Genomic DNA, 11,953 nt, shown 5'->3' on the forward strand with positions numbered 1-11,953 from the left:
GCGCCCATCGTCAAAATCGGTTCGACCTTTGTTCCGGTCGGGCGTAGCGTGCCGTCCTTCACTTAAAGGATTGGCGAGATGAGTCTGCGTGACTGGTTCTGGATTGTTCTGCTTGGCGCCATCTGGGGCTGCTCCTTTGTCTTCAATGCCGTCCTGATCCGCGAATTGGGCCCGCTCTGGGTCACTTCGCTGCGCGTGGGCATTGGTGCCCTCGGGTGCTGGGCCGTCATGCTCGCCCTGCGCAAGCCCATCCCGCGCGATCCCAGGCTCTGGCTGCAGCTGGCGGGCCTCGGCGTCATCGCCTATGCCATTCCCTTCGCGCTGTTTCCCCTGGCCCAGGCGCATCTGGCCAGCGGCATCGCCGCCATCATCAACGCCCTGACCCCCATGGTCACCGCGGTCATTTCCCATTTCTGGATTGGCGGCGAGAAGGCGACACCGACGAAATTCGCCGGTGTCGGCTTCGGATTCATCGGGGCGGCGATTCTGGTCTCTCCGGCCTTGTCAGCGGGGGGCACAACACAACTCTGGGCCGTGATGGCATGCCTTGGCGCCACCCTCTGCTACGCGCTGACCCTCAACATAACCCGCAGCTTCAAGCATGTCGAACCGACCGCCTTCGCCGCGATCGCGCTCACCGGCGCCGCCGTCGTCGCCATACCCGTGGCCTTCCTCAATGAAGGCGCACCGGTCATGACACGGCCGGAAACTTGGGGCGCAGCCCTTGCCATCGGGCTGCTCTCTACGGCCTTCACCTTCCAGATCATGTACCGTATCCTGCCGCGCGTCGGCGCCACCAATTTCGCGACCACCACCTTCATCGCCCCGATCTCGGCGCTGATCATTGGTGTCACCGTACTGGGAGAAACGATCCTGCCGATCCAGCTCCTGGGCATGTTGGTGATCTTTTTCGGCTTGCTGTTTATTGATGGGCGCATCCGCGCCGTCTGGCGTCGCGTCCCCGTCTGACGGGTCGATGGAACTCTCCTGCCTGGCCTCACGTTGGCGGGCAGGAGAACCGCTATGCCAGATCCCAGACCCGATATCGATCCCCGCCCGACGCCCGAAATCGTCCCGCAGCCGGAGCCCCCTCAGCCGCAACCTGCCGATCCGGTGCCACCGCAACCCTCGGAAGTTCCAACGCCCGATCAGCCCGTGGAGGACCCTTGGCCCTCGCCGGCCCCGGAGATTCCCCCCGATCCCGGCCACGACCCCCGGCCAAGGGAGGTGTGAATGCCAGATCCGCTTGAACGTCGCCCGGAAAACCGGGACATCACGCCCGAGCAGGTGCCGGCCATGCCAAAGCACCTGCCGACCGATGACACGGATAATCCCCGCATCACACCGCTGCGGCGGGAACAGGATAGCGAAACGCCGAATGATAAGGACCCAAGGGAGCGCAGCGACAACACCGCGCCCTGAGACTATTCGATCCCGAGCTTCTTCTTCATCAGCTCGTTGAGAGCCTGGGGATTGGCCTTGCCGCCTGAGGCCTTCATGGCCTGGCCGACAAACCAGCCAATCATGGTCGGCTTGGCCTTGACCTTCTCGACCTGCTCGGGATTGGCGGCGATAATTTCATCGACGATCTTCTCGATCGCGCCCAGATCGGTAACCTGCTTGAGTCCACGGCGCTCGACGATCTCGGCCGGATCGCCCTCATGCTCCTCGGCGATCAGGATTTGCAGCACGTCCTTGCCGCCCTTGGAGGAAATCGTCCCGGCGGCAATCAGATCGACCAGGCCGGCAATCTGGCCGGGCTGCAGATGGGTTTCCCAAACCGCCAGGCCCTGGCTGTTGGCATAGGCCGCCACGTCTGCATTGAGGATATTGGCCACGGCCTTACCATCACGCTTCTTGCCGCCATGGGCAACGCAAGCCTCGTAATAGTCCGCAGTCTCGCGATCGAGCGTCAGCACCATCGCGTCATAGGCCGTCACGCCGTAATCAGCGATGAAGCGAGCCTGTTTTTCATCCGGCAGCTCCGGCAGGTGCTCGGCTAGGTCAGTAATGAACGCATCGTCGAATTCGAGCGGCAGCAGGTCCGGGTCGGGGAAATAGCGATAGTCATGCGCCTCTTCCTTGGAGCGCATAGAGCGGGTTTCGCCATTCTTGGGATCGAACAGGCGGGTTTCCTGGTCGATTTCACCGCCATCTTCGAGAATGTCGATCTGCCGGCGCGCTTCATATTCGATTGCCTGACCGGCAAAACGGATCGAGTTGACGTTCTTGATTTCGCAGCGCGTCCCAAATTCACCGCCCGGGCGACGCACCGAGACATTGACGTCGGCGCGCATGGAGCCCTGTTCCATATTGCCGTCGCAGGTGCCCAGATAGCGCAGGATGGTCCGCAGCTTGGAAAGATAGGCCTTGGCTTCCTCTGCCGAGCGCAGATCGGGTTTGGAGACGATTTCCATCAGCGCCACACCGGACCGGTTGAGGTCCACAAAGCTCATATTCGGGTGCTGGTCGTGGATCGACTTGCCGGCGTCCTGCTCCAGATGCAGGCGCTCGATGCCGATCTCGATCTTCTCGCCATCGACGTCGAGCAGCACCGTGCCCTCACCCACGATCGGGTCCTTGAACTGGGAAATCTGGTAGCCCTGCGGCAGGTCCGGATAGAAATAGTTCTTCCGGTCGAACACGCTGCGCTTGTTGATTTTGGCCTTGAGACCCAGTCCGGTCCGCACAGCCTGGCGCACGCATTCCTCGTTGATGACTGGCAGCATGCCGGGCATGGCCGCATCCACGAAGCTGACATTTGCATTGGGTGGATTGCCGAAGGCCGTGGATGATCCCGAGAACAATTTGCTCTCGCTGGTCACCTGCGCATGCACCTCCATGCCGATGATCACTTCCCAGTCTCCGGTCGAACCGGAAATCAGGCGCTTCTTGTCGGGGGTGCGGGTATCAACGAGGGTCACTGGGCGGTCCTGAAAGACAAGGCAAATCTGGCCAACTGCTTAGCCGTGTTGCCCTGGGCTTGCAACTGTCTGCCGCGCCTCAATCCTCGTCAATGTCTCCGTCATAGGGCCGCAGCCGCTTCTCGAGATGCACACTCATGAAGGGCGAGTGCCCCTCCCGTCCATCCGGCTTCAGGGCCAGGATGCGATAACCCTGCCGCTCGTAGAATCGGACGGCCCGGACATGGTCGGCAGGCGTTTCCAGATGAACGCGCTCGGCCCCCTGCAATTCGAGGATGGTCTCCATCCGATCCAGCAGGAGCGCGCCGATCCCGTGTCCTTGCATCTCGGGCATGACGAAGAGATAGGGAATATAGCTCCGGCCGGGAACGCGAGAGCACCAGCCAACCACCACCCCGTCGAGTTCGGCGACGATTGTATGTCGCCAACCCTGCCCCACAGCTTGCGACAGCCGCCGGCGCTCTGCATCCTTGAGCCCCGGCTTGTCCCTCAATATCGGGAAGATACCATTCTCCCAGGCGCGGAAGGCGATATCTGCCAGGCGCGGGGCATCCGTCATTTCCGCCTTGCGTATCAGAACGCCCGTCATCCGCGCCTCCTATCTGCTCCGCTTGCGCGCCGCGATGATGCCCTTTTCATAGTTGATGTTCCAACTGATCAGGGTTCGCCAGATAAGTTCTGCCTGATCCTCGTCAAGATCAAGGTCCAAACTGCGTTCCCGGACCTTGGTTATGACCGCTTCGATCCGTGCCGGATCGAAAGCCTCATGCGGGTCGGTCTTGATTTCGGCCATGCGCGTCACATAGGCATGGCGCTCGGCAAAAAGGGCCAGCAGCGCCCGGTCGATCCGGTCGATCTCGGCACGCACGTCATCTTTGGTTTGGCATTCTGCTGGTCGCTTGGCGGTCACATCCGGTCCCCGTTCTTTCGAAATCGTCTTGGTGGTGTGCACCGGGGCACACTCGAATTCAACCCGTCGACCAGGGACGAATGGAACGGCAAGGCCCCGGTCCGCATTGTTGGATCAGCGGGAGATTGGCATGATCGATCGGGTCCGGCTGGGTGGTCTGTGCTGGGTGGTATGCGCCAGTTTCTTTCTGGCGCAACTGGCCGCCCATTTGGCCGCGCCGGGCCACGACCTCTTCCGCTACGACATCAGCCTTCTCGGCGTATCGAACTGCGGGGTCTATCTGGTCGCCACCACAGGCAGCACCGATCTTGTTTGCTCCCCGCTGCATGCAGTCTTTAACCTTGGCATCATCATACATGGCGCGGCCGCTATCATTGGCATCCTGCTCACGCGGCCGATTTGGCCTTCCGGCCAAACCACATCCTGGGCGTTAGGACTTTTGGCGTTGGGGGGTCTGGGGGCCATCCTGGTTGGCGCCTTCCCGATCGACCGCGACATGCTCGTTCATATCGTCGGGGCCGTCGCCTCCATCGCAGCGGCAGGGCTGGGATTTCTGCTGCTCGCGCTGACACTGCACCAGAGCGCTCCGCAATTGGCCGGACTGACAGCTCTGGTCGGCGTTGTCGTGTTGCTTGCCGGTCTGGGTCACGCGCTTGGCGGTGTTCCCTGGGGGCGCGGCACGATGGAACGTCTGGCCGTCTGGCCCCAAACCATCTGGTATGTCGGCGTTGGCATCGCGGTACTGTCCAAAGACCTTCAACTGCGCCGTTCCACTGCCACCAGGCGCGCCAATTTGGGGTCCTCTGTGTCCGTTCGGCACTAGCCCATACGAGCCGCGCGCGGTAGCACAACGATATGTCTAGCCAGTCTGAGATTGCCTGAGACCCCGTCCGCACGCGACGGGGCATGAATGAACCGGACGCCGTTGCCCCGCAGGGTAGCGCGGCCAGGATTGTTCGCGAGCTTTTTGCTCGCCTCTTCAGGCTTCAGACTTTCAATGGATATTTCACGAGACGAACAGCGGGTGCTGCACGCCCTTGCTCAGGGCGGCCGCATCGCCGCCATCAAGAACGAGCGCGGCAAGATCGTCGGCTTCGAGTTCTTCAACCGCGACGGTTGGTTGATGAACGGCATCACGCCGCTCATCTTCAACAAGCTCAAGGCTAAGAAGGCAATCAAGTCCCAAGGCGGCCAACCCTATCGCATCACCAGGCGCGGCCTGGAACTGGTCCGCAGCCAGTTGGACAATAGGTAATTGCGCCCCCTAGGCCTTCGTCATTGCCGGGCTTGTCCCGGCAATCTATGCCTCCACAAGATGGATCGCCGGGACAAGCCCGGCGATGACGACCTCATGGAATGATGTGAAGAGGCTAATGCTTCGTCACTTCGCTCAGCGCCGCTGCAATGTGCTCCCATTCCTGGGACACGCTTGCGGTGGCGCGGCGCTTGCCGGCACGACGGTACCAATAGTCGGCATTGCCCATATCGGCTTCGATCCAGTGCATCAGCGCATGGACCCAGTCGAAAGCCTGAACCCCTTCCATGGACTGGACGATATTATGCGCCCTCTCCCATTCGGGACCGACGCGCAGTTCGCCTTTCTTGAGCCACCACAGGGCCTGGAGCGGCTTGCTCATGTCCTTGGGCGGCTCGGACCAGTCGAGCGAGGTAAAGATATCAACGGCCATCGGCACTATTCCTGTTGGCCCGGACGCGGATAGGAGGCGCGTCTCCACCAGTTTCAACTTCTGCATTGGCCGCAAATAGTGCGGATCGGCGGCGCAATCAAGCGCCGCGAACGCGCGAGCTGGTGTGGAATCGATCTGGCCGAATGGCGGGTGGCTACTTGAGCACCAGGTAAACGTCGGTCAGTAGTTCTGCTTCCGGCACCTGATCTGGCGAATTGAGATAGATTTCCCAGGCCGGCGTACCCATCTCACGCTCAAGGGTCGCGAGGTGCTTCATCATCAGGTCGTAGTCGTCCCGCAGCGTGGCGTAGGACCCCTTGTGCCGGAAGTGCAGAACCTCACTGGCCGGCGTGACATCTCCACGTATTTCGCCTTGCGCCTTGGCCAGATCCTCCCGGCGCACTGTGAAGCCGGCGCGGAAAGTCATGCTGTCCGGAGAGTAGTCGTAATAGACGGACAGCGCCCCTCCGGCGGGATTGATGCCCTGGCTCTCCATGAAGGCCCAGACCTCTTGAAAGGCCTCGCCCATCTTGCGGGATATGTCTTCCGGCGCCATTGAACTGGTCTTGGAGACGTAGAGATACGGGGTCTCCGAGACCTTGATGATCTTGAATTCAACCATGTCATGCTCTCCAGGCGTTCGCCCGGAGATGCTAAGCCACCCTGACCGTGGCCTTTTTGACCACGGTCAACGCCTCGGTCACCACCACTGCTTTGGTGCGAAGTCCCCGCCAGCACTCTTTTCGATCACGCGCGCCGCAGCAAACAGCGTCTCCTCGTCGAACGGCTTGCCGATCAGCTGCAGGCCAAGGGGCAGCCCCTGCCCGTCCTTGCCCGCGGGCACGGCAATACCGGGCAGGCCGGCCATGTTCACGGTCACGGTGAACACGTCATTGAGATACATGGCTACCGGATCGCTCGCCAGGGCCTCGTCGCCAATGCCGAAAGCGGCCGACGGCGTCGCCGGCGTCAGGATGGCGTCGACGCCCGCCTTGAAGGCGTCCTCGAAATCCTTCTTGATCAGCGTACGGACCTTCTGCGCCTTGACGTAGTAAGCATCAAAGTAACCGGCAGACAGCACGTATGTACCGATCATGATGCGTCGCTTCACCTCGCGGCCAAAGCCAGCCGCGCGGGTCAGTTCGTACATATCTGTAATATCTTTCCCGGATACACGCAGCCCGTATTTAACGCCGTCATAGCGCGCCAGGTTCGACGAGGCTTCGGCCGGCGCCACGATGTAATAGGCAGGCAGGGCGTACTTGGTATGCGGCAGCGAAATGTCCTTGACGGTCGCGCCCTCGGCCTTGAGCCATTCCAGCCCTTCGGCCCAGAGCTTTTCGATCTCGGCCGGCATGCCGTCCATGCGGTATTCCTTGGGTACACCGATGGTCAGACCCTTCACCCCGCGTTCGACCGCAGCGGCAAAGTCGGGCACGGCAATATCGACGCTCGTCGAATCCTTAGGGTCGAACCCCGACATCGAGGTCATCAGCAGCGCCGCATCTTCCACGGTTCGGGCGATCGGCCCGGCCTGGTCGAGCGAGGAGGCGAAGGCCACCGTGCCCCAGCGCGAGCAACGGCCATAGGTCGGCTTGATGCCCACAGTGCCTGTGAAGGCCGCCGGCTGGCGGATCGAACCACCCGTGTCGGTTGCGGTCGCACCGGCGCAGAGCCAGGCCGCCACGGCCGCCGCCGAACCGCCCGAAGACCCGCCCGGCACCAGATTGGCATTGCTGCCTTCCGCCCGGAACGGGCTGATCACCGGGCCGTAATAGGATGTTTCATTGGACGAGCCCATGGCGAATTCGTCCATGTTGAGCTTGCCCAGCATGACCGCCCCATCCCGCCACAGATTGGCAGTGACGGTGGATTCATATTCGGGCTTGAAGCCATCGAGGATATGGCTGGCCGCCTGGGTATGAACGCCCTTGGTGGCAAACAGGTCCTTGATGCCAAGCGGAATGCCTTCCAGCGCCCCGCCCTGCCCCTTGCCCAGCTTCTCGTCGCTGGCCTTGGCCATTTCACGCGCCTGGTCGGGCGTCGTTGCCACATAGGCGTTGAGGCTCGGATTGGCCTTCTCGATGGCGCCGATATAGGCGTCCGTGAGTTCGAGTGCGGTGAAGCTCTTGTCCTTGAGGCCCTTGCGGGCATCCGCAAGGCTCAGCTTGGTCAGGTCAGTCAACGGGGATCTCGCTTAGATTGTCGCAGCGTGTGTAGAGCGTCGCGCCGGGCGTCGCAACCTCGCTGCCGGTTTCGAATTGGCCGGAAGCGGCCATGGCGGCGTCATAACCTGACACCACCTGAATCTGGGTTTCGGTGTAGGGCGTCACCGCAAGGATGTCGGGATAGACCTCCCCGGGCACTTCGCAAACCGCGTCAATGAACAGATGCGTGCTGCCCTCGCGTTCCTTCACCTCGAAGAAGCGGCATTGGAACTCCATGGACTGAATACCATCGACAAAGCTGAGACTAAGGAAGTCCACATCCATCCATGCGTCTACGCCCTTGTCCGCGAGTGCCTCGCAGGCAGAAGCATCGGAGACGTAGAGACGGTCTCGGATGATGCGCAGGTCCTCCTGCGCCGAAACGGGCGCAGCGACCAGCAGCAGCATAGCGGCGACCCACCACCTCATGCCGCCTTCTCCGCATCCAGGCGCAGCTCGAAAAACGCCGACCATTCGCTGTCAGGATAGTCGAGGAACGGTCCGCGGGGCACGAATCCATACCGCGTATAGAGCCGATGCGCCTCTGCCATGCCGTCACCGGTACCCGTCTCAAGCATCACCACAGGAAGCCCGCGCTCACGCGCCAGTTCCACGATCCGCTCCAGCAACTGCCGGCCCACACGTTGACCGCGCACTTCCGGTACGGTGTACATGCGCTTGACCTCGCCCAAGTCAGGGCCATGCATTTTGAGCGCGCCCATGCCGACGGCTTTTCCGGCCTCGTCGCGCGCCACGAACAGCGTCGTCGCGCTGTCGGCCATCTGCTCTACGGTCATCTTGAACTGGAATTCCAGTGGCGACAGCGGCAGCAAATGGTCATTCAGCCGGGCAACCAGTGCCCGCACTTCGTCCTGCAGCGGCGATTCGACGGCGATCGAGATGGCCACTTATTCCACCACTTTGGGGACCATGAAGAAATTGTCTTCGGTCAGCGGCGCGTTGCTGACGATCTTGTCGGCATAGTTTCCATCGGTGACCACGTCATCGCGGCGGCGCAAAGTCATCGGGGTCACGGAGGTCATGGCCTCCACACCCTCCACATCCACCTCGCCGAGTTGCTCGACAAAGCCCAGAATCGCATTGAGCTCATTCTGGTAACCGGCGACCTCGTCCTCTTCGATCCGGATACGGGCCAGACGGCCGATGCGCTTGACGGTGGCAGCGTCGACAGACATGCAAAAACTCCAAGAAACGGCGTGTTGCCGCGTTATTAGCAACGCCATGCGGCAAATGACAATGAAAATGCCTTATGCGACGGATCAGGCTTCCACTGCCAAACCCGGTTCCAGCGCGATCAGGCCCGTCCCATCCAGAAGGTTGGGTATGTCCGCGAATACCGCATCGATTTCTCTATCCGAACCGGCCACCGCCACAAGGCCGGGCGCCTGCCCTTGGAGCAAAGCATGGCATCGTCCAGCCAGATCGGCGCCGAACATCACGACCGCGGCCTTTTCCACCCACCGGCCAAGCTCCGGGACTGGTCCGCCCAACAGCAGCAAAGGGACATCGTCATCCCCATCGAGCAACAGCCCGGATGGGCCGACGGACCAGATTTCCACCGGCCGCAACCCGTCCGCCGCATCGAGCAGCCGTTCCGTCGGCCGCGGCCTCCAGATGGCAGGATCGACATCGACCAAGCTGTCAGCGGCCCTCACGACCCGGTCGGCGCCACTGACAAGCTCACTCCGATCAACGCCCGCAGGCGCTCCCTCCGGATCAAGAGCAATCACCTGCCCGCCCGTCTGAACCCGAAATGTCGAACTGCCAAACCAGGTGAGCTTCATGTCCATTTCCCGTCGCCAAAGTCTCGTGGCCAGCCTATAGGACAGTTCTGATCATTATCGCGAGCCCCTTGTGACCGAAGACCCCCTGAGCGCTATTCCCGAGACTGGCAAGATTCTGGGCCTGGATCTGGGCACCAAGACCATCGGTGTCGCCATCTCCGATGGCATGCGCTATTCGGCCACGCCGCTCGAGACCATCAAGCGCACGAAATTCACCCAGGATGCCGAGCGCATCATAGAACTGATTTCCGAAAACCAGGTGGTTGCTCTGGTGCTGGGCCTACCCCTCAACATGGACGGCACCGAAGGTCCGCGGGTGCAGTCGACCCGCGCCTTTGCCCGCAATCTGGCGCCCAAGATCAACCTGCCGATTGCCTTCTGGGACGAGCGCCTGTCGACCTCTGCAGTCACCCGCATGATGATCGAGGCCGACCTCCGCCGCGACCGCCGCGCCGAGGTCGTTGACAAGCTGGCGGCCAGCTACATCCTCCAGGGCGCGCTGGATCGGTTGCGGTCCCGCTAGCCGGCACGCCTTAGGCTGCCAGGGGACTCGCCAAATGTCTGCTTGAAGGCTCGACCAAAGGCGGCTTCGGACAAGTAGCCGGCCTTTCGCGCGATCTGCCCGATTGGTTCGTTTCCGTTGGCGATGGCCAGGCGGGCCTTCTGCAGCCGCCATTCCGTGAGATAGCGCATCGCCGGCTGCCCAACCATTTCGCTGAATCGCGCCGCAAAGCCCGACCGGGACATCCCCGCAAGCCGCGAAAGTCGCTCGAGCGTCCATTCATCGCCCGGCGCCCGGTGAATGGCGGCCAGCGCCCGGCCCAGCTGCGCGTCACGCAAGGCGGCCAGCCATCCTGTCTGCGCTTCGGCAGCCGTGTCGAGCCAGGTGCGGATCGCCTGAATGATGAGGATATCTGCCAGCCGGGTGATGACCGCTTCTCCGCCCGGCTTGAGTGCCGCTGCCTCGTGCGAGATGAGATCCAGCGTACTGCGCAGCCAACCACCCGCGGCATCATGCCAGCGGTCGACGATCAGCAACTCCGGCAAGAGATCAACCAGCCGCCGCGCTGCCACGTCGTCGAACGAGACGACGCCCGTCATCGCCCGTGTGACCGCGCCCGGACCGGCAATTTCCATCATTTCATAGCGCTCGCTGACCTTGGTCGCCGGCAGGTCGAACAGTGGCACAGCTTGCCCGTCTGCGGCGCTTGCAAGGTCCACAGGCGTACCCCGCGGCAACACCACCATGCTGCCCTCGCGCACCAGCAGCGGCGGCCTGCCCGCCAGCCGCATCCAGCCCTCGCCCGAGATGATGACGATGAACAGCATGGAATTGTCCATCTGTGGCAGCGCAACGCCCCAGGGTGCGGCAAGCTCCGCCCGGCAATAGAGCGTACCGTTGAGCCGCAGCATGTGCAGCACGTCACCCAGGGGATCGATGGCGTCAGGCGGCTGGAAGTGAACACCGGACATCGGTCGTTGCTCGCGCTTGTTTTGGACGATCTGCATAGATATCTGGCAATACAGCGATGGAAAGTCCAGGCTGGTCACACAAAATTTCGGCGGCAACTGCAAACGGGAGATTTCTCATGACCAATACCCCAATTCTTGTCATCGGTGCTTCGGGCAAGGTCGGCCGCCGGGTCGTCGCCAATCTGGCCGCCATGAACCGCGCCACGCGCCCGGTCGGCCGCCGCACCGCTCTGCCCTTCGACTGGCAGGATCGCTCCAATTGGGCCCAACACTTTGCCGGCGTCGAAACCGCTTTCGTCGCCTACTACCCCGACCTTGCCGCTCCACAAGGCGCGGACGATATCGCCGCTCTGGCAGAAATCGCAAAGGCAGCCGGTCTCAAGCGCATGGTCCTGCTTTCGGGCCGAGGCGAAAGCGGCGCCGTCCGTGCCGAGAATGTGCTCCGCAATAGCGGCCTCGGTTACACCGTGCTTCGCGCCGCCTTCTTCAACCAGAATTTTTCAGAAGGGCTCATGTATCCTGGCGTCATGGGCGGCGTCATTGCCCTGCCCGCGGGCATGTGTGCCGAGCCCTTCGTGGACGTGGGCGACATCGCCGAAATCGCCGCTTTCGCACTCACCGACGACCGTCATCACAACCAGCTCTATGAGCTCACCGGCCCCCGTCTCCTGACCTTTGCCGACGCCGTTGCCGAAATCAGCGCGGCCAGCGGTCGAACAGTCACCTACGCCCCGATCTCACTTGACGACTTCCACGCCGCCATGGCGGGCGAGATCGGTCCCGACGACGCCACTCTCTACACCGAGTTGTTCCGCGAACTCTTCGATGGCCGTAACGAAAGCCTCACAGATGGCGTCCAGCAGGCGCTGGGGCGGTCGCCGCGTGACTTCGCAGACTACTGCCGCGGCGTTGTCCGATCCGGCGGCTGGGCCGAGGCAGCCTGATC

General features: G+C 62.2%; 17 protein-coding genes. 6 read left to right on the forward strand and 11 right to left on the reverse strand.

All coding sequences use genetic code 11. From position 1 onward, the window contains the following. Positions 1-78: 78 nt before the first annotated feature. Positions 79-969, forward strand: a complete 891-nt coding sequence (locus QZ564_RS03620) for a DMT family transporter (RefSeq protein WP_297104757.1) — start codon at positions 79-81, stop codon at positions 967-969. Positions 970-1,233: 264 nt separating this feature from the next. After that, positions 1,234-1,422, forward strand: a complete 189-nt coding sequence (locus QZ564_RS03625; RefSeq protein ID WP_297104761.1) for a hypothetical protein — start codon at positions 1,234-1,236, stop codon at positions 1,420-1,422. A gap of 2 nt (positions 1,423-1,424) precedes the next feature. On the opposite strand, the gene gatB is transcribed toward QZ564_RS03625, so the two are convergent. The 3 genes from gatB to QZ564_RS03640 form a co-directional block, all read right to left on the reverse strand. Beyond that, positions 1,425-2,924 carry an Asp-tRNA(Asn)/Glu-tRNA(Gln) amidotransferase subunit GatB gene (gene gatB, locus QZ564_RS03630; protein WP_297104764.1) on the reverse strand — a complete coding sequence of 500 codons (1,500 nt, stop codon included), beginning with the start codon at positions 2,922-2,924 and terminating at the stop codon, positions 1,425-1,427. 79 nt (positions 2,925-3,003) lie between these two features. Next, entirely contained in the window at positions 3,004-3,513 is a 510-nt protein-coding gene (locus QZ564_RS03635; RefSeq protein ID WP_297104767.1) for a GNAT family N-acetyltransferase, read from the reverse strand. Between the two features lie 9 nt (positions 3,514-3,522). Next, the gene (locus QZ564_RS03640) at positions 3,523-3,792 is read right to left on the reverse strand and encodes a chorismate mutase (protein ID WP_297104770.1); all 270 of its coding nucleotides are present in this window, start codon (positions 3,790-3,792) and stop codon (positions 3,523-3,525) included. A gap of 172 nt (positions 3,793-3,964) precedes the next feature. On the opposite strand from QZ564_RS03640, the gene QZ564_RS03645 reads away from it, so the two are divergent. Both QZ564_RS03645 and QZ564_RS03650 read left to right on the forward strand, forming a co-directional pair. Further along, on the forward strand, positions 3,965-4,657 hold the full coding sequence (locus tag QZ564_RS03645; RefSeq protein WP_297104774.1) for a DUF998 domain-containing protein: 693 nt from the start codon (positions 3,965-3,967) through the stop codon (positions 4,655-4,657). 174 nt (positions 4,658-4,831) lie between these two features. Further along, positions 4,832-5,089: a YjhX family toxin gene (locus QZ564_RS03650; RefSeq protein WP_297104994.1), complete on the forward strand. Its 258-nt coding sequence runs from the start codon at positions 4,832-4,834 to the stop codon at positions 5,087-5,089. A 115-nt stretch (positions 5,090-5,204) separates the two neighbouring features. On the opposite strand, the gene QZ564_RS03655 is transcribed toward QZ564_RS03650, so the two are convergent. From QZ564_RS03655 to QZ564_RS03685, 7 genes are all read right to left on the reverse strand, one after another. Then, positions 5,205-5,522 carry a hypothetical protein gene (locus tag QZ564_RS03655; protein WP_297104777.1) on the reverse strand — a complete coding sequence of 106 codons (318 nt, stop codon included), beginning with the start codon at positions 5,520-5,522 and terminating at the stop codon, positions 5,205-5,207. A 154-nt stretch (positions 5,523-5,676) separates the two neighbouring features. After that, positions 5,677-6,144 carry a GyrI-like domain-containing protein gene (locus QZ564_RS03660; RefSeq protein WP_297104779.1) on the reverse strand — a complete coding sequence of 156 codons (468 nt, stop codon included), beginning with the start codon at positions 6,142-6,144 and terminating at the stop codon, positions 5,677-5,679. Between the two features lie 78 nt (positions 6,145-6,222). After that, on the reverse strand, positions 6,223-7,707 hold the full coding sequence (gene gatA, locus QZ564_RS03665; protein WP_297104782.1) for an Asp-tRNA(Asn)/Glu-tRNA(Gln) amidotransferase subunit GatA: 1,485 nt from the start codon (positions 7,705-7,707) through the stop codon (positions 6,223-6,225). Further along, positions 7,700-8,158, reverse strand: coding sequence for a hypothetical protein (locus QZ564_RS03670; RefSeq protein WP_297104785.1), 459 nt, complete (start codon positions 8,156-8,158; stop codon positions 7,700-7,702). The genes gatA and QZ564_RS03670 overlap by 8 nt, the downstream gene beginning before the upstream one ends. Next, positions 8,155-8,637, reverse strand: a complete 483-nt coding sequence (locus QZ564_RS03675) for a GNAT family N-acetyltransferase (RefSeq protein WP_297104787.1) — start codon at positions 8,635-8,637, stop codon at positions 8,155-8,157. The genes QZ564_RS03670 and QZ564_RS03675 overlap by 4 nt, the downstream gene beginning before the upstream one ends. Next, positions 8,638-8,925, reverse strand: coding sequence for an Asp-tRNA(Asn)/Glu-tRNA(Gln) amidotransferase subunit GatC (gene gatC, locus QZ564_RS03680; protein ID WP_297104790.1), 288 nt, complete (start codon positions 8,923-8,925; stop codon positions 8,638-8,640). Positions 8,926-9,009: 84 nt separating this feature from the next. Then, positions 9,010-9,534 (reverse strand): hypothetical protein, encoded by a 525-nt coding sequence (locus QZ564_RS03685; RefSeq protein ID WP_297104793.1) that lies wholly within the window; start codon positions 9,532-9,534, stop codon positions 9,010-9,012. A 70-nt stretch (positions 9,535-9,604) separates the two neighbouring features. Between QZ564_RS03685 and ruvX the strand changes: the two genes are divergently transcribed. Continuing rightward, positions 9,605-10,057: a Holliday junction resolvase RuvX gene (ruvX, locus tag QZ564_RS03690; RefSeq protein ID WP_297104796.1), complete on the forward strand. Its 453-nt coding sequence runs from the start codon at positions 9,605-9,607 to the stop codon at positions 10,055-10,057. Here the strand turns inward: ruvX and QZ564_RS03695 are convergent. Beyond that, on the reverse strand, positions 10,054-11,043 hold the full coding sequence (locus QZ564_RS03695; protein ID WP_297104799.1) for an AraC family transcriptional regulator: 990 nt from the start codon (positions 11,041-11,043) through the stop codon (positions 10,054-10,056). The genes ruvX and QZ564_RS03695 overlap by 4 nt on opposite strands. 80 nt (positions 11,044-11,123) lie before the next feature. Here QZ564_RS03695 and QZ564_RS03700 point away from each other — a divergent pair, with 80 nt between their 5' ends. After that, a complete protein-coding gene (locus QZ564_RS03700; protein WP_297104803.1) occupies positions 11,124-11,951 on the forward strand; it encodes an NmrA family NAD(P)-binding protein in 828 nt (275 codons plus the stop codon). The last annotated feature ends 2 nt before the right edge of the window (positions 11,952-11,953 follow it).

This window comes from uncultured Devosia sp. (assembly GCF_913055165.1).
Lineage (GTDB): Bacteria > Pseudomonadota > Alphaproteobacteria > Rhizobiales > Devosiaceae > Devosia.

Coding starts and splice junctions, on each gene's coding strand:
- QZ564_RS03620 (WP_297104757.1), top strand. CDS start 79: ATGAGTCTGCGTGACTGGTTCTGGATTGTTCTGCTTGGCGCCATCTGG.
- QZ564_RS03625 (WP_297104761.1), top strand. CDS start 1,234: ATGCCAGATCCGCTTGAACGTCGCCCGGAAAACCGGGACATCACGCCC.
- QZ564_RS03635 (WP_297104767.1), bottom strand. CDS start 3,513: ATGACGGGCGTTCTGATACGCAAGGCGGAAATGACGGATGCCCCGCGC.
- QZ564_RS03645 (WP_297104774.1), top strand. CDS start 3,965: ATGATCGATCGGGTCCGGCTGGGTGGTCTGTGCTGGGTGGTATGCGCC.
- QZ564_RS03650 (WP_297104994.1), top strand. CDS start 4,832: ATGGATATTTCACGAGACGAACAGCGGGTGCTGCACGCCCTTGCTCAG.
- QZ564_RS03655 (WP_297104777.1), bottom strand. CDS start 5,522: ATGGCCGTTGATATCTTTACCTCGCTCGACTGGTCCGAGCCGCCCAAG.
- QZ564_RS03660 (WP_297104779.1), bottom strand. CDS start 6,144: ATGGTTGAATTCAAGATCATCAAGGTCTCGGAGACCCCGTATCTCTAC.
- QZ564_RS03670 (WP_297104785.1), bottom strand. CDS start 8,158: ATGAGGTGGTGGGTCGCCGCTATGCTGCTGCTGGTCGCTGCGCCCGTT.
- gatC (WP_297104790.1), bottom strand. CDS start 8,925: ATGTCTGTCGACGCTGCCACCGTCAAGCGCATCGGCCGTCTGGCCCGT.
- QZ564_RS03685 (WP_297104793.1), bottom strand. CDS start 9,534: ATGAAGCTCACCTGGTTTGGCAGTTCGACATTTCGGGTTCAGACGGGC.
- QZ564_RS03695 (WP_297104799.1), bottom strand. CDS start 11,043: ATGCAGATCGTCCAAAACAAGCGCGAGCAACGACCGATGTCCGGTGTT.
- QZ564_RS03700 (WP_297104803.1), top strand. CDS start 11,124: ATGACCAATACCCCAATTCTTGTCATCGGTGCTTCGGGCAAGGTCGGC.